Source organism: Acidiphilium sp. (genome assembly GCF_049977125.1).
Classification (GTDB): domain Bacteria; phylum Pseudomonadota; class Alphaproteobacteria; order Acetobacterales; family Acetobacteraceae; genus Acidiphilium.
On sequence record NZ_JBMFGY010000028.1, the window covers coordinates 1 to 25,529 of the forward strand.

Here is a 25,529-nt window from a genome sequence, read left to right on the forward strand (position 1 = left end):
TGGTATCCCGTACCGGATTCGAACCGGTGTTGCCGCCGTGAAAGGGCAGTGTCCTAGGCCTCTAGACGAACGGGACGTCGCACAAGGGTTTGATAATCGAGAACGGCCCGGCCATCAAGCGGGGCGACGAAGTTTACCGCAATCCTTGGTCAGCGCGCGAGGTTCAAGGGCGGCCACTCTTCTCCCTGGCGATGGCGGCGGCACGCTTGCCGGTACGGCAGGCATTCGAACAAAACCTGACCAACTCCCAGTCGCGGGCCCATTTACGGCGCCAGGTGAAGGGACGGTTGCAGGCCGCGCAGAGCTTGCTGGGCAGGCTGGATTTGCGCGTCATGGTTCGGCGGCGGTGCCAAGCAAGGCGCCGGTATGAGGGTCGATGAACGCGACACGCCCACCCTTCCCATCGCGCAGCCAGATTGCGATGACACCGCCCGACGCGGCGATACCAGCAATCTTGCCACCCGTTTCGGCAGGCAAAATCGTGCTGAACGGCACAACACCAGAGAGTGTGGTATCACGCGAGTTGACCACCACGCTCGATGACTCGGTTGACTTGACCATGCGTTTGACCACAACCCCGATCACAAGCGCGGTGCCAAGCACGATCAGTATGCCCAGCCCGATCACCAACGCCTTCAACCCTCGTAAATCCGGTGTCCCGTTCCGTGAATCCCGCGTCCGATCCATCCACACTACCCTTGCCTGATCCGGCTCTATTGTATGGGACGATGGAGTTTTGCGCCACGCCCGCCGAACACGGCGAGCGGCTGGATCGGTTTCTCGCGGCGCAACTTGCGGGCATGTCGCGTTCACGGGTGAAAATCCTCATCGAGGACGGGGCGGTAACCTGCGATAACCTGCGTGCAGCGACACCCTCGACCGCGGTGAGGGCAGGATCAATCTATCGAATCGCCATCCCGCCCGCCCTGCCGGCCACACCACAAGGCCAGTCGATTCCGTTCCCGATCCTGTTTGAGGACGCCGACCTGATCGTGCTCGACAAACCGGCCGGGCTGGTGGTGCATCCGGCGCCGGGCAACCTCGATGGTACATTGGTCAATGCGCTGATCGCCCATTGCGGCGATGAATTAATCGGCATCGGCGGCGAGCGGCGGCCCGGCATCGTGCATCGACTCGACAAGGACACATCCGGCGTCATGGTCGTAGCAAAGACGGAACTGGCCCATCATGCGCTATCCGAAGCGTTCGCGGCGCGGAATTTGGAACGGCATTACCTCGCGCTGTGCTGGGGATCGCCACAACCGGAATCGGGTTCGATCGAGGCGGCGATCGGGCGTGATCCACGCGAGCGCAAACGGATGGCCGTCGTTGCGCGTGGCGGGCGCGCCGCCTTGACCCATTACACGACCGTGCGGAAATTCGGCCTCGGCGCGACACTCATCGAATGCCGGCTTGCGACCGGCCGCACCCACCAAATCCGGGTGCATCTGGCGCATACCGGGCATCCGGTGGTCGGTGATCCGGTCTATCTCCGCCGCCGCCCCGCCGCAGCCGCGCAAGTCGCCGAACCCGCGCGCGCGGCGCTGCTCGATTTCCCGCGCCAGGCGTTGCATGCGGCCAGCCTCGGCTTCGTTCATCCCCGCTCCGGCGCGACCCTTCGTTTCAAAACACCGCTGCCCGCGGATTTCGCCGCGTTAGTCGATCTGCTGACCAATTCATAACCGGATCGCACGAATGCTATACCTGACCTGATAGGTCTTGTTTATTGACAAATGCGACACCGATGAGGTACAAACGCCTCTGTCAAGCGAAAAATTGTTCGAAGCTAGCGGATTGCCGGCCAATTACGGCGTTTTCAGAGGTTCTCGCGATACTGTGATACGGTTACGGCACGCTCTAGTGTATAACATACCGTACAAGAGATGAGGCATCACGAGGGTTCGGCCGTTGCGCATCCGAACGATGGCTGGTCCGGTAGTCAAGACGACGCAAACAAATCGAGAGGAATTCAAACATGGCCTCCGGCATAAGTACGATGGCTCCAAGTGAAGGCAATCTGTCACGGTATCTGCAGGAAATCCGCAAATACCCGATGCTTGCCCCCGAAGAAGAAGACCGTTTGGCGCGCGCCTGGCGCGATAACGAGGATCACAAGGCAGCCCATAAGCTGGTCACGTCGCATCTCCGCCTCGTCGCCAAAATCGCGATGGGCTACCGTGGTTACGGCCTGCCGCTCGGCGAACTGATCTCCGAAGGCAATGTCGGCATGATGCAGGCGGTTAAACGGTTCGATCCGGAACGCGGTTTCCGCCTGGCGACCTACGCGATGTGGTGGATTCGGGCCGCGATCCAGGAATACATCCTGCACTCGTGGTCTCTGGTAAAAATGGGCACCACGGCCTCGCAGAAGAAGCTGTTCTTCAACCTGCGTCGCCTCAAGGGTCAGATGCAGGCGATCGAAGACGGGGACATGCAGCCCGAGCAGGTCGCAAAGGTTGCTCGTGTGCTCGGCGTCCCTGAGCAGGACGTTGTCAGCATGAACCGCCGTCTCGCGGCGCCTGACCACAGTCTGAACGCGCCGATCCGCATGGATGGCGAAGGCGAGTGGCAGGATTGGCTGGTCGATGATCAGGAAAGCCAGGAAGACAGCATCGGCGATCGCGAGGAAATGACCGGTCGCCGGGCATTGCTGGCCACCGCGCTCAAGACCTTGAACGATCGTGAGCGCCACATCCTGATCCAGCGACGCCTGAAGGACGAGCCGACGACCCTCGAAGATCTGTCGCAGCAGTATAATATCTCGCGCGAACGGGTTCGCCAGATTGAGGTGCGTGCCTTCGAGAAGTTGCAGAAATCGATGAAGATGCAGGTTTCGGAACAGCGCGCGGAACAGCGGAATGCGGTCCAGGCGCGGCTGGGTGCCTGAAACGCGGCATTGACCGAGGCATCCGGGGGGTAAACCCTCCCGGATCACCTCATCCCATGGTCACTCCCATGATGCCCATCACGATGAACAGAGCGGCCCACCCCAGATCGAGATTGATCCAATAGCGGGTGATCGCGCCGATACCCAGTCGGCGTGTCACAGCGAGGGCCATTGCTGATCCGGTCAGGAACAGAGGCACCGTCATGGCGGCGCTCAGCACAATGGCCAGGCCCGCATCAGCGCCAAGGCGGGCGGTGGCTGAGTCGGTCATGTCCGCCGCCATCGTGCTGACCATGGTCAGGTTGATCAGCATCGGCACCATCATCACCGCCGAGCCGCAATGGGCCAGTCCCATCCAGAACGACCAGCGCAGTGGCTGGTTCGGTTTGATCCGCACGATGAACCGGGGATGATGGGGTCGTATCAGCTTATAGATCCCAAAGCCGATCAGCCCGAAGCTGATGAACCAGCCGGCTCGCATCAACGCCGACATTGGCAGCACCACCCCCGGCAGACCCGCGATGATAACCGCCACCGGCACCAGAAGCACGGCCATCGACAGAAAATGACCGAAGGCAAGCGAACCGGTACTCAGCAGTACAGCGCGGTCCGACCGGGTTTCAAGACCGCGACCGACCGCTCGTAGCCAGCCGATCGGCGGGTTGAGCCCCTGATAGATCCCCATGCCCGCCGCCATCAGCCATAGAATCGTCGCGTTCATCATCGCGGAGCCGATCAGGTCGAGGCGAAACAGAAGCTCTCGGTCGAGCAGTCGCCGCCCTCCAGCCGGACCTGATGTGCGCCATAATCAGCGCCGAACGCGATCCGGAACGCGGGGTCGAGCCGGAAGCCGCTGGCATCGACATGGCACATCGCCATCTGTCCCGGCACACCGGCGGGATAGAACTGATCGTCCCACGTGCTGTAGAGTGAGTTGGTGAAATAGACCCGCTGACCATCACGGCTGATTTCAAGCATCTGCGGTCCGCCATGGAACGCGCCGCCGCCGACATGGGGGGTGCGCGCCGCAATGCCGCCTGCACGAACCGATCCGGTCAGTTTGGGCGCGAAGGGATCACTCACGTCATATTGGCGTAATTCCCCGGTGCCCCAGCAGGCGACGTAGAGATACCGGTCATCGAGCGACAAATCGATATCAGTGATCAGCGGCGGCACGGCCCCGAACGGCTTGAGCAGGTCGGGCAGCAACGCGGCATCCGCCGGCTCGGGAGGGATCGTCGCGGTTTTTCTCGCATGAAAAACACCGCCCTCGCGCCACCAGGTCCAAATCGAGCCTTCGAGATTGGTGTTATCGATCACGACGCCGAGAAAGCCATAATCCTTGGTCGGTTCGTGCGCCGGACGAACCTCCAGCGCCATCTGATGGTTGGCGCCAAGATCGATGCTCTGAATATGGCGCCGTCCGCGCAGATCCCAAAAATGCAGCTTGTGGCCATAGCCGCCACCCATGAGCGCCGCGGGAACCACACCGTTTTCAAACAGCGGCGGCAACCCCCACTCGCTCGACACCATGTAATCATGCGGCATGTTCCACCAGAAATCGTAATGGGCAAACTGATCCCCGCGGTCGATCTCCCACTGGCCGCGAATTTCGAAACTGTCGCAATCGAGAATGAACACGCCGGCCGGGCTTTCATCGCCGTTGATGCCCTTACCGCCGAGGGTGCTGATGTACACGCCCTCCGGCCCGCAATGCACCGTATGCGGTCGCGAATAGCCGGTCTTGCGCATGACCTCCTCAGGCTCGATGATTTTGGCAATATGCGGCGCGCGCGGGTCAGGCTTGGTATCGATGATATACAGCCGCGACGAGCGAATACCCGGTAGCACCAGATAGCGCCGCTCGCTGAACGCGTGGCCGCTGGTTGGGCAAAGCGACGAACTGCACGCACTCCAGCCATAATGATGCAGCTCATCGCCCACATAGGGCAGCACCAGCTGATTGATCATCGTCCCGAACCGGGGCGATGCCGGATCGAGGTCGATCACCGCCAGGGCATCGGGCTTTGTCTTGTCCTTGCTCAGCAGAGCGACATAGCCGATCGTCTCGCGCGCCGCCTCCATCGCGAGGCGCGCTGTCGGGTAAAATGTGGGGTCTGGTTTCATGCGAAGTGAAGTGCTCATGGTCACGGTCTCCTCACGCCATTTTTGTTTATTTTTAAATGGACAAAGTCGCGACGACCGCCTCTGGCGCAGGGCGACCGGCGCGTTCCTCCGATAATGTGACAGGATGTTCAGTTGCGCAAGGCGCATGAACATCGCACGCGGGGTGGTGCATCAGAGGCCCGGCCCGCGCGATCCTCCAAACGTGAATACAATCAGTGATTGTACCCCATGCCGGGATACGGTTATGATCATCCCGGCGTTATCCGTGATGCCGCCAGAAAGGTCCGCTCACCCATGAACCTGTTTCGTCGCCGCCCCGCCGTCACGCCCTTGCGCGAGATCATTGCGCGGCCCGGCAGCCTCACCGATCTCGCCAATCGCGCCGGATCGGACAAGGGCAGCGCCTGCTCCTTCGCGCATCGCTATACGGATTTATACGATCTGATTTTCTTTCCCTATCGAGATCGGGCGATCGATTTCCTCGAACTCGGCCTCGCGGTCGGCGGGCCGGAAACCCGCGAAGGGCGAGTCGAGCGCAAGGTCGCCTCCCCCTCGGTGGCGATGTGGCTGGATTATTTCACAGCGGCGCGGATTTTCGGGTTCGACATCAGCGATTTCTCCCATATCCGCCATGAGCGGTTCCGCTTCATCCGCGGCGATGCCGGTAAAATTGATGATCTCGAACGCCTCGCCGCCGCAGCCGCACAATTCGACATCATTCTCGACGATGCATCCCACGCCTCCTACCACCAGCAACTCGCGTTTCGTACGTTATGGCCCAGGCTCGCGCCCGGCGGACTCTACATCATCGAGGATCTGCACTGGCAATCGCCGGTGTTCGAGGCCGCTCTGCCGCCCGTGCCGCTCACCCGCACCCTGTTCCCCGCCTGGTTCGAGGGCGGCGAACCGCCGGCCCATCCGCTCTTCAGCACAGCCGATTATCAGCGCATTGCCGATGAGGTCGCCAGCTTCTCGGCATTTCCGGCGTTCAACACCGGCGCCGACCCCAGCGATCGCCGGCTGGATGGTTCGGCGAAGCTCGTGGTATTGCGCAAAAGCGTCTAGAGCGATATGCGATTAAGCTGACGCGGTAGCGGCGACATAATCGCATGAAATCGCTCGAACAAATATAGAGCTAGAGCGTTAAGCTGAAAGCATAACGCTCTAAACCGGTCGCGCCGCAGCCTTCAGGCAATCTGGACCTGCAACGGTCCCGGCGCCAATTCAGGGCGCCAATCGCGGAAAAAGCCGCGCCCAATGGCGCCGGCAAGGTCACTCAGCCTGACCTGGACGGTATCGAGATATCCATGCAAATCGCCTTCCAACACCTGGACCATGGGACGTTCGAGCAGGAATTCGCGCAGGAATTCAGCCTGCTCGATCGCATCGCTGGTGTTCGGCGCATGGTGGACGCGGCGCAATTCATCGAGATGATACTCGGTCCGGCGCACCGAGAGCAGGACCGAGCGCGGAAACGAGGGATCGCGCAGCAGGAACCCGGCGACATCCTCAGCCGAAAATTCCGCGCGGGCGAGGCGTTTGAACGCGTGATAGCCGGCGGCGGCGCGCAGCACGGCGTTCCACATCGTGAGTTCGGTGAGGCGGCGGGCCTCGCGGTCGCGCGGCACGAGAAGGCGATATTTGATATCGAGCAGGCGGGTGGTCTGATCAGCGCGTTCGATCAACCGGCCGAGCTGATAGAATTGCCAACCCTGATCGCGATACATCGTGCCTTCGGTGATGCCGGTATGGGTCTGCACCGAGTCCTTGATGCGCGTACACAGCCGGGAGAGGCAGTCACCCTCGAGGTCACCGGGCAGAATTTGCGCGACAAATCGATGAAACACATTGATCTGCCGCCACATTTCGGTGCTGATCAGCGGGCGCAGGGTCCTGGCGTTGGTGCGGGCGTTATCCAGGCAGGTCTGGATGCCGTTGGGATTGGCCGGATCGAGCAGATAGAAGCGCTTGACCTTGTCGGGATCGCCGGCATCGCTCGGCGAGGTGAATTTGCCCTGATCCGACATGATCTCGACCAGAGCGGACCAGGATTCGGCCTCGCGTCCAGGGCTCTCGAAACTCTGCACGACATCGATCAGCCGCGCGAGATTTTCAACGCGTTCGAGATAGCGCGCCATCCAGAACAGACCCTCGGCGTCGCGGGCGAGCAATACAGGTTCGGCACGCATGGTCAGTAGCCTCCCGCCAGGACCCAGGTATCCTTGGACCCGCCGCCCTGTGATGAATTAACGATCAACGAACCGCGCTTCATGGCCACGCGTGTCAAGCCGCCCGGCAGCACCCAGCTGTCGCGCCCGGTGATCACGAACGGCCGCAGATCGAGGTGACGCGGGCCGATGCCCTCATCCGCCAGCGTGGGTGCGACCGAAAGAGCGATCATCGGCTGGCTGATCCACTGCTCAGGATCGGCGATCAGGGCCGCGCGCGCCGCGTCCAGCTCCGCCCTGCTGGCCCGCGGGCCGATGGTGATGCCGTAGCCACCGGATTCACCAACCGGCTTGATCACCAACTCATGCAGATGCGCGAGCGTATAGGCCAACCCCTCGGCTTCGCGACAGATATTGGTCTGCACATTCTGGATGATCGGGTCCTCGCCGAGATAATATTTGATGATTCGCGGCATATACGCATAAACCGCCTTGTCATCGGCAACCCCGGTGCCGACGGCATTGGCAAGCGCCACGTTGCCCGCGCGCCAGGCGCGAATCAGTCCGGGTACCCCGAGCATGCTCTCCGGGCGGAACACTTCAGGATCAAGGAAATCATCGTTCAGCCGGCGATAGATCGTATGAACCCGGCTGAGCCCCTTGGTCGTGCGCATATAGACCCGATCATTCTCGACCACGAGATCAGAGCCCTGCACCAGCGGCACGCCCATTTCGCGCGCGAGAAACACGTGTTCGAAATAGGCCGAATTGTAAATGCCGGGCGAGAGCAGCACCACCTGCGGATCGGCCACGTCGCCCGGCGCGATCTCGGTCATGGCCGCGCGCAGGCGCCGCCCATAATCATCGACCGGCATCAGCTTCACGCCGGACATCAGATCGGGGAAGGCCCGCAGCATCAGGTGACGATTCTCGATCACGTAGGAAACGCCAGACGGCGTACGGGCGTTATCCTCCAGAATCCTGAATTCACCGTTTTCATCGCGGATGATGTCGATGCCGCAGACATGCACATAAGTGCCATGGCGCACCGCGAAGTCGCGCATCTCAGGGCGGAAATTGGCATTGCCGAACACCAGATCGGCCGGAATCACCCCATCCCTGATAATTTTGGCATCGTGATAAATATCCCCGAGAAATGCGTTCAGCGCCGTCACCCGCTGCACCGCGCCGGTTTCGATCTGGCGCCATTCCGAGGGGGTAATGATGCGTGGAATGCAATCGAACGGCAGAATCCGGTCAATCGCGGTGGCATCGGAATACACGGTGAACGTGATGCCGAGATCGATCAGGTCGGTCTCCGCCTGCCTCGCCCGCGCCCGCAGCGCCGCCTCGCCGATCCGGGCGAGGCGCTCGCGCACCAGATCCGGCACGCCCCCGTCGTCACTGCGTGACCGGGTCAGTTCACAAAAAAACTGATCGGGCGCGTAGCCTGCGAAAATCTCCGCAATTTCATCGTCCATGAGCCGCTCCCCTATGTCGGCCTCATGTTTGTCACGCTCATCCTGCGATGCAACAAGAAAATTTTATCGTCGGTTCACGATCCTTGCGTGAGCGGGTCGCCTTCAATAGCCTTTTGCCAGATCAACCAGGGTGGGCGGGCTCTGTCCGGCGGCCAAAGCGGCGAGATTGGCAAAGAACATCGCAAGCGTCGCCGCGTTGTAATGGTCGGGATCATCCGACGAGATATGCGGCGTAATGATCAGATGAGGCGCATCCCAGATCGGATCATCGGCCGGAATCGGCTCCGTGGCGAACACATCGAGCACCGCGCCGGCAATGGCCTTCTCGTGCAGCGTGGCGACGAGCGCCGCCTGATCGACCAGTCCGCCGCGCCCCATATTAATCACCCCGGCCCGGCGCGGCAGCAGCGCCAGGCGGCGGGCATCGAGCAGGTTTCTCGTACCGGCGGTCAGCGGGCAGGCGAGGACCAGAAAATCCGTGGTTGGCAGCACAGAGTCGATCGCCGCGATCGGATAGGTTTCATCACAATCAGGATGCGGATCGGTGCCATTGCGAATGCCGGTGACATGGATGGCGAATTGCCGGGCGCGCCGCGCGGCGCCACCGCCGAGGCCGCCGACCCCGACAATCGTGGCGCGCTTGCCCGCCACCACCCCGGAGGGACGCCGATGCCACCGATGGGCGCGCTGATCGGTCGCGAAGGCGGGCATGTGGCTGCCCAGCATCAGCATCGCCATGATCGCGAATTCCCCAGCCCGATCGGCATGGACGCCGCGATTATTCAGCAGTTTCACCCCGGCCGGGATCATATCGAACGGCGCCAGCGGATCGACCCCGGCGGCGGTCGATTGAATGATCCGCAGCCGGGGAGCCAGCGTCAGGTCGAGCCGGCGCACCGTCCCGGGCGTCGCGATCAGCACCTCCATCGTGGGTGAAGCCGCCACGTAATCCGCAATGCTCTCCCCCATCGTCACCCGATGCCCCGCACCGATCGGCCCGGCAATCGCCGCGGCACTGTGAAACTCAGCCTCGGTCAGGCGCAGGAACGGACTATCGGGGAACTCATGGATATGGATATGCATGCTCAGCCTTGCTGGTGAAACCCGAAATGAAGCAGCAGGAACAGCACACCGCCGATCAGAAAGCCAACCAGCGTGCCATTGACCCGAATGAACTGAAGATCCTTCCCCACCCTCAGTTCCAGCTTGTCGGTGATCGTCGCCGCGTCCCAATTCCCGACCACGCGGCCGATGAAACCGGCGATTTCCACTTGCGCCGCCGGCAGCAGCCGCGCCACCACCGCACCCGCGGCACCGGAAATCCGCGCCCGCGTGCCAGGATCATCGGCAAGCATGCCGCCCAGATTGGCCAGCGCGTTATGGATCAGCGCAACACTATGCCCGCCGGGACGCACCGCATCCTGCGCAATCGCATCGCGCAGCCGCTCCCAGATATCCGAACCCCAGGCACGCATGCTCTCATGCGTCACCACCTGGCGCAGCGCCGCACCAAGTTCAGCCGCCCGTTCGGGATCTTCGGTGAGCCGCGTGATCTCGCGCCCCACCCATTCATCGAAAGCGGCCCGCAATTCCGAACCATCCGGGCCAACCCGATCAAGTTCGGTGTTCAGCGCGGTGACCACTTTTGCCGCGATATTCGCCCCCACCGCCCAACCCACCAGCACGCCGCCCTGTTCGCGTACCCGCTCCCGCACGATCGCCTTCAGATCCGCCTCGCGGGTGTGAAGCATCGCGCGCAACTGTTCGAGAATAAACGAAAACACCTCCTGATGGCGTCCGCTCTGCACCAGCGAGGCCAGCGCCCGCGCCACCACCCGTCCCGCCGCCGGACCGCCGGCAATCCGCGGCAACAGGCGGGCCAGCACTTTGCGCGCCCTGCCATCCTCGACCGATTGCAGCAGGCGCGGCAGCGACGCCGCCAGGGTTTCCGACATCGGCTGCGCCAGCGCCGGATCGGCCAGAAACCGCGCCAGCAGATCGGGAATATCCAACCCGGCCAGAAACCGCGCGACATCAGCCTCGGTAAACACGTGATTGGCGACGAACCGTCCCAGCGCCCCGCCCAGACGCTCCTTCTGCGCCGGCAGGATCGCGGTATGCGGGATCGGCAGACCAAGCGGATGACGAAACAGCGCCGTCACCGCAAACCAGTCGGCGATACCGCCAATCACCCCGGCCTTGGCGGCATCACGCAGGAACAGCGCGGCCAAAGTCGGCGGCAGCCAATAGGCGAAGGCCGCGAGCGCCGCCATCACCACCAGCAGGCCGCTGGCAAAGGCACGGTGACGGGCGAGGGAACGGCGGAGGGGGGCATCAGGGTCGATGATCGGCGCAAGCATCGGGCAGATGTGGCCTGGAGCCGCCCAATCGGCAAGTCACCCTGACATAACGCACGGTTTTCCTTGCAAAACCACGCCGATCCGGCGCAACATCATGTCGGAGGGTCGTGCCATGGTCATCCATAATGCAGGATCGGTGAAACCGCCGGGCTACCGTGATCGTGACGGCAATCACGCCGCCGTACCCTCAGGCGGCTGGCGGCCGAGCCGCGATACCGAGCGGTTGTCGCCAGGCATCTGGATCGCCGGGTTTGTCCTCGTGGCGGCGATCATCGCGCTGATGGCGGCATTGTTCGGGTCAGCCTGATTTCCGGCTATGGGCAAAACCCCCATGCCGGGTCTAATCTCCTGCCATGGACAGCAATCACACCTCGCGCCAATCCGGCCTCGATGAGCTGATCGGCCGCACCGCCCTGGCGCGTGACATCGTCTCGACCCACCGCATCGCCGCCCTGGCCGCGACGCTCGACACCGACGCACCGGCCGATGGCACGGTGCCGCCGCTCTGGCATTGGGTGCTGTTCCAGGATTGGCAGAAATGGAGCACGCTCGGCGCGGATGGTCACGTCGCGCGCGGCGCGTTCATGCCCGCGATCGAGGGGATGGAGCGGCGGATGTGGGCCGGCAGCGCGATCCGTTTCCATCGATCCCTGCGCGTTGGCGAGGAAGTGGAACGCCGCTCCACGATCACCGGCGCCACACTCAAACAGGGCCGCACCGGCGCGCTCGCCTTCATCCAGCTCCGTCACGACATCGGTCCCCCCGGTGAGACCGCCATCACCGAAGTGCAGGATGTCGTCTATCGCGCCGCCGACGACCCGGCCGTCAGCGTGGCCCCCCCCGAACCGATCCCACCCACCGCCCGAACCCGCACCGTCATGCCCGACGCGCTGACCCTGTTTCGCTATTCCGCCGTCACGGGCAACAGCCATCGCATCCACTACGACCACGAATACGTCACCGGCACCGAGCATTATCCCGGCCTGGTCGTGCAGGGCGCCCTGCAGGCGACCTGGTTGGCCGATTTCGCGCGCGCCTGCCGGGATGATGCGCCGATCCACCATTTCGAATTCCGCGCCCGCCGCGCGGCATTTCAGGGCAAACCGCTGACGTTGAGCGCCATCCTCGGCGATACCGGCCTCGATCTGGCGCTGCGCGATGCCGGCGGCGCGGTCTGCATGGTCGGCGCCGCCCGTTAAATGCCCTTCCTCACCGAACCCGACCCCAAACGTGGCGTCGCGCTCGATGTCCTGCCGGGCATTCGCCGCATCGTCGCGCGCAATCCGGGCGTGATGACCTATCACGGCACCAATACCTATCTGATCGCGGACGGCGATGGTCTGACCGTGCTCGATCCGGGGCCGGAGGACCCAATCCACGTTGCCGATATTCTCGAAGCCGCCGGCGATGTTCCGATCCGCCGGATCGTTCTCTCACACACCCATCGCGACCATCGCGGCGCCGCCCCCGCCCTGCAATCGGCAACAAAGGCGCCCACCTACGCCTATCATCGCCCCGCCACCCCAATCTTCACGCCCGATCATGGGTTGGACGACGGTGATAACATCGCCGGCCTGACCGCGCTCTACACGCCAGGCCATGCCAGCGATCACCTCTGTTTCAGCTTCACCACCACCACCACGGGTCAGCCCATCTTGTTCAGCGCCGATCACGTGATGTCGTGGTCATCCTCGATCATCAATCCCCCGGATGGCGACATGCGCGCCTATTATCAATCATTGTCGGCGCTGCTTGAACGCGATGACGCGCTCTACCTGCCCGGCCACGGCCCGCCGCTGGCGGAACCCCGCGCGCTGGTCGCGGAAATGCTCGCCCATCGGCGCCGACGCGAGGCGGCCATCCGCGCGGCGCTGCGGGAGGCTCCCGCAACAATCGCCACTCTTGCCGCGACTCTCTACGCCAAGCAGGACCCGATGCTGAAAATCGCCGCCGAACGCAATGTTCTGGCGCATCTCATCAAACTGGCGGCGGAGGGCGGCGCGATCGAGCATGGCGACGTCTGGCAGGCTGTGTGACCGAAATCACGAAAGCGTGACACTGGCGTGATCCTCCGATAGAAGCGAGGGTTCAACCCCTCGGGAGACATTGGATGAAATCGACCCTATCGATCGCGGCCGCTGGTTTTGCGGTGCTCTTGACCGCCGGCCTGGGCCAGGCTCAGGCAAAAGGCTGTCTCAAGGGCGCCGTCGTCGGCGGTGTTGCCGGACATTACGCGCATCATCACGCCGTGCTCGGCGCCATCGGCGGCTGCATCGCCGGCCACGAACTCGCCAAACACAAGGCAGCACTCGCCCGCGAACAGGCGGAACGCCAGACCACCCACCAGCTGAACGGCGAACAGCTCGAAAAAATCAAAGCCGCGCAAACCAACTGACGGAGATCGGCAGACCACCTCCCCGGCTCGCCACAGCGACCGTGGCGGTCATTGAACGACCCACAGTACCAGACCGATCAGGCCGCACCAACTCAATACCGCCAGCGCGAGCATGATCGGAATGGCGATCTGCGGTTTGAGACGATCACCCCCGCCATGCCGTCGCGCCAGGGTCCGATCAAGTCGCGCACCGGACGACACGGACCGGCACGACGCCGAACCTTCCGACCGGACCACAACCACCCGCGGGCGGATGCCAAACCATGAACGGGGAACGTCGCTCGGCGGCTCGATCATGGAACACCATCACATGCGCAACCTGACATGATCGCTCCACACCCCTGAAAACGCGACGAGACGGATATCAACCAACCCCGACCTCGATCACCCGATGCCCGACCGGCAAACTCCGATACGGTGGCACCTCAAATTGGTGGCACCCCAAATTGGCCGCTACTGTATCACAACCCTTCTGACCAACAATTTTACTCAACACTAGTTAATGGAAACTTAATCGATTTTGACAAACCAATGCGCGCCGCAGACCCGGCGCATTTGGGTGCTTGAGGCGATCCGGCCGCATCAATCGCCATATCGAGCCGCCACGCCTTATGATATTGGAGATCATCTGTTAAGCAATATGTGTCAGTTTCGGCCTGGTCGCATGATCAGCCGGAACGGGATGACGAAATGGTATCAGCCTGATTTTCGATTTATGAAACAGCACGTCCACGCCGAACATCGTTTCCACGCCATGCGAAACCGAAGCGGATGGTGAGGGTGGGCGTGGCGTACCAGGGGATTTGAGCCGATGTGTGGTTTTACCGGATTATTCATGCCACGCCTCACCCGCGCCCCCTCGGGCGAGATCAGTCCCGCGCTGCTGCACCACATGACCGATGCGATCGCCCATCGCGGCCCCGATGATGAGGGGTTCCACATCGAACCCGGCATCGGACTGGGCTTCCGGCGCCTCTCGATCATCGATCTCGCCGCCGGCCACCAGCCGATGGGCAATGAGGATGCCAGCGTGATGATCGTCTTCAACGGCGAGATCTACAATTTCCAGGCCCTGCGGGACGAATTGCGCGCCCTCGGCCATATTTTCGCAACCCATTGCGATACCGAGGTCATCATCCACGGCTGGGAAAGCTGGGGTCTGGCGGTGCTCGACCGTCTCGACGGTTTTTTTGCATTCGCCTTGTGGGACCGCATGCAGGGAAGCCTGCTGCTCGCACGCGACCGTCTCGGCAAAAAGCCGCTTTACTATGGCGTCGCCCCCGATGGCACGCTGGCATTCGGGTCGGAACTCGCGGCACTGACGCCGGTGCCAGGCCTGACCGACGCGCTCGACCCGGCCGCGCTCGAGGATTATCTCGCATTCGGCTACGTGCCGGACCCCGCGTCGATCTACCAGCGGATTCGCAAACTGCCCCCCGCGCATTTCATGCTGATCACCGCCGACGACCCGCGGCCGGCACCACGGCGCTACTGGACCCTGCCACCGCCCGACGCGACATCCACAACCATGAACGAGGCCGTCGATATCCTGCGCACCCGGCTGGATGCGGCGGTATCTGCGCGCATGATCGCCGATGTGCCGCTTGGCGCGTTTCTGTCGGGCGGCATCGATTCGGGCGCCATCCTCGCCCTCGCCGCCCGCCACGCCGCGGCGAGCGGCAAGGGACCACTGCAAAGCTTCACCATCGGCTTTCCAGGCCCGACCGATGAACGTGCCGCCGCAGCCGCCATGGCAGGCCATTGCGGCGCCACCCACGTGACCGAGGCGGTCGCACCGGGCGATGTGATCGATGCCGCCCGCCATCAAGCCGAGATATTCGGCGAACCGTTCGGCGATCATTCATCGGTGCCAAGCCTTGCGGTCGCGCGTCTGGCGCGCACCGGTGTCAAGGTCGCGTTGTCGGGCGATGGCGGCGACGAGGTATTTGGCGGCTACCGGCGGTATCGCTGGCACAGCATCGCCGATCAGGCGCGCCGCCTGTTGCCGGATCGGGCGCGCCGGGCGCTGCTCGCCCCGATCGCGGCCGCCTATCCCAAGCTCGACCGCGCGCCATCCTGGTTGCGCGCCAAGACCACCCTCACCGAAATCAGCCTCGATTCCGCTCACGGCTATTATCGCACGGTCTGCAAATTGCAGGATGACGAACGACGCGGCCTGATGACGCCCCGGTTGAAATCCCTGCTCGACGGGCACGATCCCGCCGCCGGCATCGTCGCCGCCCTCGATACCGAAGCCGACCCTCTGCGCGCGGCGCAGTTGGTCGATCTCGCGACCTATCTTCCCGGCGATATTCTGGTCAAGGTCGATCGCACCAGCATGCGCAGCGGCGTCGAAGTCCGTTCGCCCCTGCTCGACCCCGCGCTGGTTGCCTGGGGCATGGGTCTACCCCCCCAATTGAAGCTGCAGGCCGGCCAGGGCAAATCAATCCTGCGTCAGGCCGTCGCCCCGCTCTTGCCACGCGCCGTGCTCGATCGCCCGAAGCAAGGCTTCGTCGCGCCCTTATCCGCCGAATTGCGCCGCGCGGCACCCCGCCTGCGCGGCACTCTGCTTGGTCCGGCCATGCTCGACACCGGCTGGTTCGATGGTGCCGCCATCGGTCGCATGATCGATCAGCACGAGTCCGGCCAACACGACCATGGCTGGAAACTCTGGCATCTCCTGGTGCTCGAAGGATTTCTGGCGCGCCATGCCGGTGCCGCCGCCGGACGTGCCCACCCCGCCCTTGTCGCCTGATGGCCGATCCCGTCACCGATGCTGGAATGACCAGCCTCGCACGCGAGGGTTCCATCCTCGCGCGCACCGCCCATGGCGCCGGCTGGATCATGGGCTGGCGCTTCATCAATCGCATCCTCGGGCTGATCAGCACCCTGATTCTGGTGCGTCTTCTCGCCCCATCGGCCTTCGGCATCGTCGCGCTGTCAATGAATTTGATGTTCAGCCTCGCTCAACTGTCAGAGGCGGGCATTGAAAACGCGATCATCCGCAACGAAAATCCGGATCGCGAACTCTACGACACCGGCTTCACCATCAACGCGATCCGTGGCTTCGGCACCGGCTTTCTGATCGCAGCCCTCGCCATCCCGATCGCGCGCTTCTTCGACAATCCGCACATGATCAACGTGCTCTATGTCGTCGGTATCGGCAGCGCCATCAGCTCGCTGGAAAATATCGGCGTGGTCGATTTCCGCCGCTTCATCGCGTTCGACAAGGAATTCCAGCTCAAACTGTTTCCCCGCTTGATCTCGGTGGTTGCCGGCGTGGCGTTGGCGGTCTGGCTGCGCAACTACTGGGCTCTGGTCTTCGCGATCCTGATCAATCAGGTCGCGACCGTGGTGATCAGCTACATTATCCATCCCTATCGGCCACGGCTGACCCTGTCGGGCTGGCGGCGGATTTCCGGTTACTCAGCGCTGGTCTGGCTGCTCAACCTCGTCGGCGTCGCGCAATCGGCGACCAGTAATATCGTCATCGGCCGGGTGTCCGGCACCGCGGATGTCGGGATCTATTCGGTGGGTTCCGAAATCGCCGGTCTGCCGAGTTCGGAATTGATCGGGCCGCTCTGCCGCGCGGCGTTCTCCGGATTTTCCGCCGCGAAACAGACCGGCGACAACGGTGCGACCATGATGCTGCGCCTGCTCGGGCTGATGGCGCTCATCACCGTGCCCGCTGGATTCGGTCTCTCCCTCGTTGCATTCCCACTGGTCAAACTCGGCTTTGGCGATAAATGGCTGGGTGCTGTGCCCATTCTGGAAATCTTCGGCATCGCGACGACGGTGACAATTTTCGGCTCGATCGCAGGCACCCTGTTCGCGGTCCAGGCCTGGCTCAAGGCCAGTCTGAAGCTGAATATCGGGCTGACCCTCCTGCGGGTCGCGCTGCTGATCCTGCTGGTACCTCCCTACGGGCTGATCGGCGCGGCCGTCGCGGTATCGATCATCGATGTCGTGTCGCAGATCGTCTATTTCATGGTGATGACGCGGCGGTTGCACGTGAGCATCGCGGCGATTGTCGCCCGGGTCTGGCGCACCCTGATCGGCGCTGGCGTCATGACCGCCGTGCTGCTTGCCGCCCATCTCGGCTGGGGTCGCTGGGAAGGTCGCGACCCGGTGATCGCGCTCCATCTGGCCGGCGCCGTTGCCTTGGGTGCCGCAAGCTATGCCCTCACCGTGTCGTTGCTCTGGCTGGCCGCCGGTCGGCCCGATGGCGGCGAAGCAGATCTCCTCTTGGTGCTCCGCCGGTTTCGGCGCTGATGCCGGCATGAAAAAAGGCCGAAGCGCGCGCTTCGGCCTTTCCCCATCAACCCCTAAGCCAATCGTCAGCCTGGCGCTGGCAACGGTCCAAGCCCACCCGATTTGGGCATGTCGGGTTTCTGCGACGTCGGCACCGAGGCACGACGGTTATCCGGCGCCGGTTCATCAACGACTTTGCGAATCACCGGATCGCCACGCAGCACAGTGGTGATTTCCTCGCCCGAAAGCGTCTCGTACTCGAGCAAGCCATTGGCGAGTCGATGCAATTCATCGATCCGTTCCGTCAAAATCCGCTTGGCCTCGCTATAGGCATGATCGATCACCGCCTTGATCTCGTGATCGATGTCCTGAGCCGTCGCCTCCGACACATTCTTGTGCTGGGTGACCGAATGGCCGAGGAACAATTCCTGATCGTTCCCGCCATAGGCAATCATGCCGAGCTTGTCGCTCATCCCCCATTCGGTGATCATCCGCCGCGTGATGTCGGTGGCTTGCTTGATGTCGCCGGACGCGCCGTTGGAAACATTCTCCGGACCAAAAATGATCTCCTCCGCAGCGCGACCGCCCATCGCCTTGACCAGTTCGGCCAGGATTTTCGCCTTGCTCATCGAATACCGGTCGCCCTCCGGCAGACTCATCACCATGCCGAGCGCCCGGCCGCGCGGAATGATCGTGGCCTTGTGCACCGGGTCGCATTGCGGCTGCGCGATCGAGCAGAGTGCATGGCCACCCTCATGATAGGCGGTCATTTTCTTCTCGTCGTCGCTCATCACCAGGCTGCGGCGCTCCGCCCCCATCATGACTTTGTCCTTGGCGTATTCAAACTCGGACATCGCAACAACCCGCTTGCCAATCCGCGCGGCGAGCAACGCCGCCTCGTTGACCAGATTGGCAAGATCGGCACCAGAAAACCCCGGCGTGCCGCGCGCGATCACCTTGGGATCGACATCGGCGGCCAGCGGCACCTTGCGCATATGGACCTTGAGGATACGCTCGCGCCCGTTCACATCCGGATTGGGCACCACAACCTGACGATCGAACCGGCCCGGGCGCAGCAGCGCCGGGTCGAGCACATCCGGCCGGTTGGTCGCGGCGATCAGAATAACCCCTTCGTTCGACTCGAACCCATCCATCTCAACCAGCATCTGGTTGAGAGTCTGTTCCCGCTCATCATTGCCCCCGCCGAGTCCAGCGCCACGATGACGGCCGACCGCGTCGATTTCATCAATGAAAATGATGCACGGCGCATTCTTCTTGCCCTGCTCGAACATGTCACGAACGCGCGAGGCGCCGACACCGACGAACATTTCAACGAAATCCGAACCCGAAATCGTGAAGAACGGCACGTTCGCCTCGCCGGCGATGGCGCGGGCCAGAAGCGTCTTGCCGGTGCCCGGCGGGCCGATCAGCAACACGCCCTTGGGAATCTTGCCGCCCAACCGCTGGAATTTCTGCGGATCGCGCAGGAACTCCACGATCTCCTGCAACTCACCCTTCGCCTCCTCGATGCCGGCGACATCCTCGAACGTCACGCGACCCTGTTTCTCGGTCAGCAACCGGGCGCGCGACTTGCCGAAGCCCATGGCGCGGCCACCGCCGCCCTGCATCTGACGCATGAAATAGATCCACACCCCGAGCAGAATAATCATCGGCGCCCAGGAGATCAGATAATGGATCAGCGGGTTTTCCGGCGGATTGAGCGGCTTGGCGACCACGCGCACCTTATTGCTGATCAACGTATTGACCAGATTAGGATCGCTCGGCGCATAGGTCTCGAAGGTCGAGCCGGATTTCAGCGCGCCGGTGATATCATGGCCACGAATCGTGACGTGATCCACCTTGTTGGCGCTCACCTCGGACATGAAGGTCGAGTAAGCGACCTGCGTGCCGTGATCGGCCGGAGTGGTGGAGGGCTGGAACATGTTGAAAAGCAGCACGAAAAACAGTGCGATGATCACCCATACCAGCAGATTACGCCCTAGATTATTCATCAACCTTAATCCAGTTCTGTTGTCACCCGGATTGGCTACCGGGGTGGTCGGAGCGCCGACCAACCGTTTCGAGATCCAGCCAAAGCAAACGAGCCGCTACCATGGCACGCCCCGTCAGGCTTCGCTACCCAAAGTTTGAGATGGGCATGGTCGCCGATTTTCCTATCCCACAATCATGGATTCCACGCGCCAGTGATCAGCACCACCCGGTGCCGCGTGGTTGAACGCCAGCGCGGCCACCGGCGCCGGTGGCTGGTAGTCGAGCGTGAATGCCGTTGCCGGCTGGCAATGCGGCACCGCAACCACCGCGCCGTCACGAAAAAACGCGGGTAATCCGCGCAAAACAACGCTCGGCAGCCCGTTACGATCCCGAAAATCCGGCGCCGCGGCGCCCAGCGCGCCAAGCGCATCCGCCCCGCCAGGAACAGCGCGAATCCGGAACCGCCGATCCCACAGCGCATCGGCACGCGCCGCGACCGGCGGTGCGCAGGCGGCGGGTTCACGGCAAAGCAGCCAACCCGGCCCGAAGCGACCGGCGGGCATGATTTGAACGCCGCCCAGGGTTGCGGAATGCACCGCGCCCGCCAGCCGCTCGATCGAATCGCGCCGCGCCGGATAAACCGCCCCGCCCAGGCACCGGATCAGCGCCGCCAGCGCGTCGGGCGGCGCGCGATCGGCCCGCAGCAGCGCGAATCCGGCCGGCATGAGGCGGGCATGCGCCGCCAGAAAGGCGCTCGCCTCATGTTGCGCCGTTTCCAGCGCACGAGCGGCGGCATCGGTCGGACGTGGCGCGACAACGCCGCGCAGCCTGACCCGCTCGAACCGTTGATCCTGGTTCGACGGGTCCTCGATCCAGCCCAACCCGCGCCGACTTAGTTCAGCGCGCAGCGCCGCCGGCGCGACATCGAGCAACGGGCGCAGCAGAACGATGTCGCGCCGCGCCGACCACGCCGCCATGCCGGCCGCGCCACCGGTGCCGCGAGCGGCGCGCATCGCAATCCCCTCGGCCTGATCCGCCGCATGATGGCCGAACAGCAGATGCACCGCCCCGACGGCTGCGGCCTCCGCGGCAAGTGCGGCGTGCCGGGCAGTCCGCGCGCGCTCCTGCAACGCCGCGCCCGGCGCGATGTCGAGGCGGATGATGCGCACGCCAATCCCGCACGCTTCCATGCGTGTCGCGGTCAGCGCCGCCTCCACGCCCGATTCGGGGCGCAACCCGTGGTCGGCGATCAGCGCGGTAACCGATCCGCCGCGCCCCACCGCCCAATCCTGCGCCAGAACGGCCAGGGCTGAACTGTCAGCCCCGCCCGAAACCGCAACCGCGAGATGCGGCCGCCGTCCAAACGGGCCGAGACGATCCATCGCCTCGGCGAATCGCGCCGCCAGCGGCGCGTCGCCTAGTTGCAATGCGCGCGGGCGCGGGCCAGCCGAAGCCGCGCCGCCAGACTCGCCGAGGGTGAGGAGAACTGGCTCGCGAGCGAATCCAGCGTGTCGCACGCCTCCTGACTCTGATGGATCGCGGTGAGGGAGTTGGCCAGGCCGAGCAATGCGTCCGGCGCGTAAGGACCGGTGCGGGCGGCATTATAGGCATCGTCATAGGCGATCGCGGCCGATTGATGATCGCCCTGCCCGGCGAGCGCCCTGGCCAAAGTAAGTTCGGCGGCGCCCTTGCCGGCACCCTTGCCCTGCTTGGCGATCACGGCACGGGAATCGGCGGCGGCGGTCGCATAATCCCCGGCGGCCAGGGCGCGACGAGCAGCGGTGATCGAGGCGTCCACGCGCGCCGGACGGGCAGCGGCCGGCGCTGCGGGGGGTGGCGCGGCGGCGGTCGGCGGCGCGCCCGGCGCAGCCGCGCCGGTCTGGCTGAGCTGGAATTTCAGATTGCCGATTTCCTGCTTGAGTTCGTCGTGCTGGGTGGCAACCTCGTGTTCAAGCGTATCGACCCGACCGCGCAGATTCTGCACCTGATCGGTCAGGGTCTGGATCTGTTGCAGCATGTTGGGCAGCAGGGGATTGGTCGCGCTGCTGCCATTATCCGGCGCCGGCGATGGCTGCGCCAGCGCCGAACCGCCGCTGGATGATTGCATCGCCTGGATCTGCTGCTTGAGTTCAAGGATCTGGTTCTCAAGCGCGATGCCCTCGCGGCTCGAGATCATTTGTGCGTGAGCGCAACCCAACGGCACCAGTGTGGCAAGCGCAAGGCTGGCGATCGGCAGCGTGGTGAGCAGAAAACGGCGCATGAAACATCCTCGGGGCGGTTGGCGCGCAAGGCGCCGCTCATCTGTAGAGCAAACCCGGCGGAGGTTGAAGACCGCTGATCCCACCGGGAAGGTGGTAAAACGAAGCAGGTGGCGAAACGAAGACCGGCGGCCTGCTTGCGCGGGCCGCCGGATTTCAGGTCGAAACGAGGGAACGATGCCGAAGCGGCAACCGCCCCGCGGTCGCGGTTTTAAAGAAAGCCAGGTCTTTAGTGGCAGTTCTGCGGATTGAAGCCCTGAACCGAGGTGATCGCAACGCGGTCCTGGGCATAGTCTTGCGGCGTGTTGCCGGGCGATACCAGGCACGACTTGCCATAGGACACGGTCTGGACGCGTGACGGTGCCACGCCCTTGGCAACCAGATAGTCGCGGGCGGCATTGGCGCGTCGCTTGCCGAGGGCGAGGTTGTAGGTTTCGGTGCCGCGCGGATCGGCATTGCCGGCAACCAGAACGTCGACATTCGGATATTTCGCCAGCCATTCGGCCTGACGGCTGAGTGTCGCCTGGTCGGCGCTGGTCAGGGTCGACTTGTTGAAGCCGAAGAAGGCGCGATCGCCAACGTCAGCCACCAGCTGCTGCTCGCTGCCCGGAGCCGGGCCGGTCGATGCCGCCATCGCGCCTGATCCAGTGGAAGCCGTGGTGGTTTTGGGGGCGTTGGAGCATGCCGCAAGCAGGGCAACAGCCGCGAGTGCGCCCAGAGCTTTGATTTTCATATGTACCGTCCCGGTGTTTGGTGCCAAAGTTACTAAATTCGCCGACACAGTATCGGCTGGTGGAGTCCGTTATCCCAAGTCTTCCCGGTTCGCCACCCCGATACAGGCTGAACGCGCGCCAACCCCGCAACCGATGTGAAAACCGGATCATCACGTAAACGATTGAAGTGACATTTCCCAACAACCATTTCGCTTAAGCAGCATCTATTCCGGTTATCGCGATCGTTCAAGCCGCCTCACGCAACTTCGTTCGGGCCTGTCACGACATTTTGGCGATTTGGCGCTTGACGCGACTTTTTTGACACGGTTTGCCCGAATCTCGGGGTCGTTCCACCGAATTGACGACTTTTCTGCCGTCACGGTAACGGAACGTTAACCTCTTCTCGCTATCAAGGAGATCGAGGCCATTGGTCTCCGTTTCCTCCCTACCAACCACGGATCGTTCCGTGGTCCCCTTGAGAGTGTGATGAGGCAAAACCCATCACACTCTTTTTTTCACGCGGCTTCCGGCACGGCCATGGCAAACTATACCGGAACCGCCGCGCGCCGCGGCCACTCCCCGCAAAATCACCGCGCGCCAACTCCGGGCCACCACGCCGCCGGCCGACCCTCCGGTTATTTCGGCTGAAATCCAGGTACGCCGAGCTGCCAGAACAGAAACGCGTCCTGATCCGCGAGCGAGCGGATTTCCTGATCCTTGGTCGAGCCGATGCCGTGGCCGGATTGATAGCTCACGCGCAGCAGCACCGGGCGGCCCGAGGTGCTGGCGGCCTGCAGGCGGGCGGCGAATTTACCAACCTCCCAGGGTTCCACGCGCGGGTCATTGGCGCCGGTGATGGCAAGGATCGCGGGATATTTCACGCCGTCGCGAATATGCGCCATCGCGTCCATCGCATAGATCCAGTGAAAATCCTTCTCTTTCAGCACATTGCCGAATTCGATTTCGTTCGGCGGCCCGTTCGGGCTGAACTGCATCCGCAGCGCATTGGTGTCGCCATGGCTGTCGATCGCGGCGGCGAACAGATGCGGCCGCCACGCCACGGCGCCGCCGATCGTGATGCCACCGGCCGAGCCACCCTCCCCGGCGAGATGTGCGGGCGAGGTATAATGCTTGTCCACCAGATATTGCGCCGCGGCGATGAAATCGAACACCGTGTTGATTTTCCACTGTTTCATGCCCGCCTTGTGCCAGGCCGCGCCATACCAGCCGCCGCCGCGGACATGGGCAACCGCGATAATGCCGCCGCGATCGAGCCAGGGCAGAAACGTCGGCGCGAAAAACGGCGTGATGGTGATGCCGTAGCTGCCGTAGCCGATCAGCAGGGTCGGGTTTTTGCCATCGAGCCTCGTGCCCTTTTTCATGATGATCGAGACCGGGATCATCGTGCCATCCCACGAAACCGCCTTGACCTCGCGCGACTCGATGCCCGCGAAACTGACTTTCGGCGGTTTCTGCAATCCGGTGTTGGTCACCGCGCCGGTCGTCGGGGTAAAATCATACCAGGCCGCCGGAGTCGTCCAGCCGGACAGATGAAACCAAACCCCGGCGCCGTTCGGATCGGCCAGAATCTGGCCAAGACCACCCTGAAACGGCATCGCCGCCGCACTCGTCGCATCGCTGCCATAGGCAACACGCAGGATTCGCCCCATGCCGTCACGCATCGCGCCGACATAAAGCGCGTGCCGGCCGGCGGCGAGGCTGGTGATCACGTCCTCGCCCGGCGCCACCACGGTCTTGGGCGCGGCGGACCCCGCCAGATCATAGCTCACCACCTTGTAGCGCGGCGCGCCGTTCGGCGTGATCACATCGAGCCGGTCGCCATGCAGGGCGAACCCCGCCATCTGCATGTCGCGACCAACGATCTTGTGCCAAACCGGCTTACCGGCCTGCAGATCGGAAAGCTTGGTCGCATAGATATCATCGATCGACTGAAGTTCCTCATTTTCGGTGAACAGGCCGAGCGCGTAATTCGAATTTGGCGCCGTCACCACCAGCGCGTCCTGCGAAAACCGCATCGGCGCCGCTGCGGCGACTTGCCATCCGAACACCGCCCGATCGGTCGCACCGGTCGGGTCGGTCGCGTCCAGCATATGCAGATAGTCGCGGCTCTCCTGATAAAAATCGGTAACCGGCGCGTTCGGGCCGAATTTGTGCAGCCGGTAATAAATGAAGCCCTTTGAATCCGGCAGCCACGCGATCGGCGGAAAATCGGTGTTATCGCCGTCGATCCGGGTAATGCCGATCGGCAGGAGCTTGCCCGTCGCGACGTCGAGCACCCGGAGTTTCGCCTGCTCCGACCCGCCGCCGGAGACGCCAAAAGCGACGTATTTGCCGTTGGGCGAGACGAAATAATAGTTCAGCGCCTGCGGGATATGGTTCTTGCTGAACTGCATCGGATCGATCAGCAGACGCGGCGTGGCGCCGATTTTATCGAGCATAAAAAGATGCGCCGTGTTCTGACCCGGCGAGACCCCCATATAGAAAATCCGTCCATCGGCGCGGGTCACCCAGAAAATCGCGGTGCCGACATTCGCATCCCGCTTGATCTCGTCATACAATGCCTGCTTGCCCGGAATCGCGTTCAGCACCTTGCGGGTATAGGCGTTCTGGCTTTTCAGAAACGCGGCGAACCGCTTGCTGCCGGGTTTTTCCATCCAGCGATAATCATCGACCACCGGCGTGCCGAAATCATCGCTGACATGCCGGATAATCGGCGCCGGCGGCGGCTTGGCGATGCCTTCGGGTGCCGCAGGTGCCGCCAGCGCCGGCACGATGGCCGCGAGCGCGGCAAGCGAAGCGATAACGCCAAGACCTGTTCTGATCATCCGATTCCCCTCATTATCAAACCCCGCACCGCTACCGGAAAACAGCTGAAT

General features: G+C 63.2%; 23 protein-coding genes and 1 tRNA gene. 9 read left to right on the forward strand and 15 right to left on the reverse strand.

Features of this window, described 5'->3' with window-relative positions; genetic code table 11:
• From ACP5E6_RS06690 to ACP5E6_RS06700, 3 genes are all read right to left on the reverse strand, one after another.
• Nucleotides 1–76 (reverse strand) — tRNA-Glu (locus ACP5E6_RS06690).
• An 87-nt stretch (nt 77–163) separates the two neighbouring features.
• Nucleotides 164–334, reverse strand: a complete 171-nt coding sequence (locus ACP5E6_RS06695) for a DUF2256 domain-containing protein (protein WP_427953088.1) — start codon at nt 332–334, stop codon at nt 164–166.
• Nucleotides 331–639: a hypothetical protein gene (locus ACP5E6_RS06700; protein ID WP_427953090.1), complete on the reverse strand. Its 309-nt coding sequence runs from the start codon at nt 637–639 to the stop codon at nt 331–333. Before ACP5E6_RS06700 ends, ACP5E6_RS06695 begins: the two co-directional genes overlap by 4 nt.
• 89 nt (nt 640–728) lie before the next feature.
• Between ACP5E6_RS06700 and ACP5E6_RS06705 the strand changes: the two genes are divergently transcribed.
• A complete protein-coding gene (locus ACP5E6_RS06705) occupies nt 729–1,682 on the forward strand; it encodes an RluA family pseudouridine synthase (RefSeq protein ID WP_427953143.1) in 954 nt (317 codons plus the stop codon).
• A gap of 293 nt (nt 1,683–1,975) precedes the next feature.
• Nucleotides 1,976–2,887 carry an RNA polymerase sigma factor RpoH gene (gene rpoH, locus ACP5E6_RS06710; protein WP_427953092.1) on the forward strand — a complete coding sequence of 304 codons (912 nt, stop codon included), beginning with the start codon at nt 1,976–1,978 and terminating at the stop codon, nt 2,885–2,887.
• A gap of 49 nt (nt 2,888–2,936) precedes the next feature.
• Here the strand turns inward: rpoH and ACP5E6_RS06715 are convergent, their stop codons facing one another.
• Both ACP5E6_RS06715 and ACP5E6_RS06720 read right to left on the reverse strand, forming a co-directional pair.
• Nucleotides 2,937–3,608 (reverse strand): hypothetical protein, encoded by a 672-nt coding sequence (locus ACP5E6_RS06715; RefSeq protein ID WP_427953094.1) that lies wholly within the window; start codon nt 3,606–3,608, stop codon nt 2,937–2,939.
• A gap of 14 nt (nt 3,609–3,622) precedes the next feature.
• Entirely contained in the window at nt 3,623–5,032 is a 1,410-nt protein-coding gene (locus tag ACP5E6_RS06720) for a selenium-binding protein SBP56-related protein (RefSeq protein WP_427953096.1), read from the reverse strand.
• Nucleotides 5,033–5,308: 276 nt separating this feature from the next.
• Here ACP5E6_RS06720 and ACP5E6_RS06725 point away from each other — a divergent pair, with 276 nt between their 5' ends.
• Nucleotides 5,309–6,079: a class I SAM-dependent methyltransferase gene (locus ACP5E6_RS06725; RefSeq protein ID WP_427953098.1), complete on the forward strand. Its 771-nt coding sequence runs from the start codon at nt 5,309–5,311 to the stop codon at nt 6,077–6,079.
• 122 nt (nt 6,080–6,201) lie between these two features.
• Here ACP5E6_RS06725 and ACP5E6_RS06730 read toward each other — a convergent pair whose 3' ends face one another.
• The 4 genes from ACP5E6_RS06730 to ACP5E6_RS06745 form a co-directional block, all read right to left on the reverse strand.
• A complete protein-coding gene (locus ACP5E6_RS06730; RefSeq protein WP_427953100.1) occupies nt 6,202–7,203 on the reverse strand; it encodes an alpha-E domain-containing protein in 1,002 nt (333 codons plus the stop codon).
• Nucleotides 7,204–7,205: 2 nt separating this feature from the next.
• Nucleotides 7,206–8,663 (reverse strand): circularly permuted type 2 ATP-grasp protein, encoded by a 1,458-nt coding sequence (locus ACP5E6_RS06735; RefSeq protein ID WP_427953102.1) that lies wholly within the window; start codon nt 8,661–8,663, stop codon nt 7,206–7,208.
• 102 nt (nt 8,664–8,765) lie between these two features.
• Complete coding sequence (locus tag ACP5E6_RS06740; RefSeq protein ID WP_427953104.1) at nt 8,766–9,746, reverse strand: NAD(P)-dependent oxidoreductase; 981 nt, start codon at nt 9,744–9,746, stop codon at nt 8,766–8,768.
• Between the two features lie 2 nt (nt 9,747–9,748).
• Nucleotides 9,749–11,023: a DUF445 domain-containing protein gene (locus tag ACP5E6_RS06745; RefSeq protein WP_427953106.1), complete on the reverse strand. Its 1,275-nt coding sequence runs from the start codon at nt 11,021–11,023 to the stop codon at nt 9,749–9,751.
• 94 nt (nt 11,024–11,117) lie between these two features.
• On the opposite strand from ACP5E6_RS06745, the gene ACP5E6_RS06750 reads away from it, so the two are divergent.
• From ACP5E6_RS06750 to ACP5E6_RS06765, 4 genes are all read left to right on the forward strand, one after another.
• Entirely contained in the window at nt 11,118–11,330 is a 213-nt protein-coding gene (locus ACP5E6_RS06750) for a hypothetical protein (protein WP_427953108.1), read from the forward strand.
• A gap of 46 nt (nt 11,331–11,376) precedes the next feature.
• On the forward strand, nt 11,377–12,222 hold the full coding sequence (locus ACP5E6_RS06755) for an FAS1-like dehydratase domain-containing protein (RefSeq protein ID WP_427953110.1): 846 nt from the start codon (nt 11,377–11,379) through the stop codon (nt 12,220–12,222).
• Nucleotides 12,223–13,059: an MBL fold metallo-hydrolase gene (locus ACP5E6_RS06760; RefSeq protein WP_427953112.1), complete on the forward strand. Its 837-nt coding sequence runs from the start codon at nt 12,223–12,225 to the stop codon at nt 13,057–13,059.
• A 74-nt stretch (nt 13,060–13,133) separates the two neighbouring features.
• Nucleotides 13,134–13,418: a hypothetical protein gene (locus tag ACP5E6_RS06765; RefSeq protein ID WP_427953114.1), complete on the forward strand. Its 285-nt coding sequence runs from the start codon at nt 13,134–13,136 to the stop codon at nt 13,416–13,418.
• Between the two features lie 48 nt (nt 13,419–13,466).
• Here ACP5E6_RS06765 and ACP5E6_RS06770 read toward each other — a convergent pair whose 3' ends face one another.
• Complete coding sequence (locus ACP5E6_RS06770; protein ID WP_427953116.1) at nt 13,467–13,715, reverse strand: hypothetical protein; 249 nt, start codon at nt 13,713–13,715, stop codon at nt 13,467–13,469.
• Between the two features lie 514 nt (nt 13,716–14,229).
• Between ACP5E6_RS06770 and asnB the strand changes: the two genes are divergently transcribed.
• Together asnB and ACP5E6_RS06780 are read left to right on the forward strand one after the other, a co-directional pair.
• Nucleotides 14,230–16,173 carry an asparagine synthase (glutamine-hydrolyzing) gene (asnB, locus tag ACP5E6_RS06775; RefSeq protein ID WP_427953118.1) on the forward strand — a complete coding sequence of 648 codons (1,944 nt, stop codon included), beginning with the start codon at nt 14,230–14,232 and terminating at the stop codon, nt 16,171–16,173.
• Nucleotides 16,173–17,690, forward strand: a complete 1,518-nt coding sequence (locus ACP5E6_RS06780; protein WP_427953120.1) for an oligosaccharide flippase family protein — start codon at nt 16,173–16,175, stop codon at nt 17,688–17,690. Before asnB ends, ACP5E6_RS06780 begins: the two co-directional genes overlap by 1 nt.
• A 65-nt stretch (nt 17,691–17,755) precedes the next feature.
• Here ACP5E6_RS06780 and ftsH read toward each other — a convergent pair whose 3' ends face one another.
• The 5 genes from ftsH to ACP5E6_RS06805 form a co-directional block, all read right to left on the reverse strand.
• Nucleotides 17,756–19,681: an ATP-dependent zinc metalloprotease FtsH gene (ftsH, locus tag ACP5E6_RS06785; RefSeq protein WP_427953122.1), complete on the reverse strand. Its 1,926-nt coding sequence runs from the start codon at nt 19,679–19,681 to the stop codon at nt 17,756–17,758.
• 162 nt (nt 19,682–19,843) lie between these two features.
• A complete protein-coding gene (gene tilS / locus ACP5E6_RS06790) occupies nt 19,844–21,088 on the reverse strand; it encodes a tRNA lysidine(34) synthetase TilS (protein ID WP_427953124.1) in 1,245 nt (414 codons plus the stop codon).
• Nucleotides 21,079–21,921, reverse strand: a complete 843-nt coding sequence (locus ACP5E6_RS06795) for a tetratricopeptide repeat protein (RefSeq protein WP_427953126.1) — start codon at nt 21,919–21,921, stop codon at nt 21,079–21,081. Before ACP5E6_RS06795 ends, tilS begins: the two co-directional genes overlap by 10 nt.
• Nucleotides 21,922–22,148: 227 nt before the next feature.
• A complete protein-coding gene (locus ACP5E6_RS06800; RefSeq protein WP_427953128.1) occupies nt 22,149–22,652 on the reverse strand; it encodes an OmpA family protein in 504 nt (167 codons plus the stop codon).
• A gap of 615 nt (nt 22,653–23,267) precedes the next feature.
• Nucleotides 23,268–25,478, reverse strand: coding sequence for a prolyl oligopeptidase family serine peptidase (locus ACP5E6_RS06805; RefSeq protein WP_427953130.1), 2,211 nt, complete (start codon nt 25,476–25,478; stop codon nt 23,268–23,270).
• Nucleotides 25,479–25,529 lie beyond the last annotated feature (51 nt).

Bases quoted from the DNA above. Each gene is read 5' to 3' on its own strand.
- ACP5E6_RS06750 (WP_427953108.1), top strand. From the start codon at position 11,118: ATGTCGGAGGGTCGTGCCATGGTCATCCATAATGCAGGATCGGTGAAA.
- ACP5E6_RS06795 (WP_427953126.1), bottom strand. From the start codon at position 21,921: ATGCGCCGTTTTCTGCTCACCACGCTGCCGATCGCCAGCCTTGCGCTT.
- ACP5E6_RS06760 (WP_427953112.1), top strand. From the start codon at position 12,223: ATGCCCTTCCTCACCGAACCCGACCCCAAACGTGGCGTCGCGCTCGAT.
- ACP5E6_RS06755 (WP_427953110.1), top strand. From the start codon at position 11,377: ATGGACAGCAATCACACCTCGCGCCAATCCGGCCTCGATGAGCTGATC.
- ACP5E6_RS06805 (WP_427953130.1), bottom strand. From the start codon at position 25,478: ATGATCAGAACAGGTCTTGGCGTTATCGCTTCGCTTGCCGCGCTCGCG.
- rpoH (WP_427953092.1), top strand. From the start codon at position 1,976: ATGGCCTCCGGCATAAGTACGATGGCTCCAAGTGAAGGCAATCTGTCA.
- ACP5E6_RS06765 (WP_427953114.1), top strand. From the start codon at position 13,134: ATGAAATCGACCCTATCGATCGCGGCCGCTGGTTTTGCGGTGCTCTTG.
- ACP5E6_RS06695 (WP_427953088.1), bottom strand. From the start codon at position 334: ATGACGCGCAAATCCAGCCTGCCCAGCAAGCTCTGCGCGGCCTGCAAC.
- ACP5E6_RS06730 (WP_427953100.1), bottom strand. From the start codon at position 7,203: ATGCGTGCCGAACCTGTATTGCTCGCCCGCGACGCCGAGGGTCTGTTC.
- ACP5E6_RS06770 (WP_427953116.1), bottom strand. From the start codon at position 13,715: ATGATCGAGCCGCCGAGCGACGTTCCCCGTTCATGGTTTGGCATCCGC.
- ACP5E6_RS06745 (WP_427953106.1), bottom strand. From the start codon at position 11,023: ATGCTTGCGCCGATCATCGACCCTGATGCCCCCCTCCGCCGTTCCCTC.
- ACP5E6_RS06725 (WP_427953098.1), top strand. From the start codon at position 5,309: ATGAACCTGTTTCGTCGCCGCCCCGCCGTCACGCCCTTGCGCGAGATC.
- ACP5E6_RS06800 (WP_427953128.1), bottom strand. From the start codon at position 22,652: ATGAAAATCAAAGCTCTGGGCGCACTCGCGGCTGTTGCCCTGCTTGCG.
- asnB (WP_427953118.1), top strand. From the start codon at position 14,230: ATGTGTGGTTTTACCGGATTATTCATGCCACGCCTCACCCGCGCCCCC.
- ACP5E6_RS06720 (WP_427953096.1), bottom strand. From the start codon at position 5,032: ATGAGCACTTCACTTCGCATGAAACCAGACCCCACATTTTACCCGACA.
- ftsH (WP_427953122.1), bottom strand. From the start codon at position 19,681: ATGAATAATCTAGGGCGTAATCTGCTGGTATGGGTGATCATCGCACTG.
- ACP5E6_RS06780 (WP_427953120.1), top strand. From the start codon at position 16,173: ATGGCCGATCCCGTCACCGATGCTGGAATGACCAGCCTCGCACGCGAG.
- ACP5E6_RS06735 (WP_427953102.1), bottom strand. From the start codon at position 8,663: ATGGACGATGAAATTGCGGAGATTTTCGCAGGCTACGCGCCCGATCAG.
- ACP5E6_RS06715 (WP_427953094.1), bottom strand. From the start codon at position 3,608: ATGAACGCGACGATTCTATGGCTGATGGCGGCGGGCATGGGGATCTAT.
- ACP5E6_RS06740 (WP_427953104.1), bottom strand. From the start codon at position 9,746: ATGCATATCCATATCCATGAGTTCCCCGATAGTCCGTTCCTGCGCCTG.
- ACP5E6_RS06705 (WP_427953143.1), top strand. From the start codon at position 729: ATGGAGTTTTGCGCCACGCCCGCCGAACACGGCGAGCGGCTGGATCGG.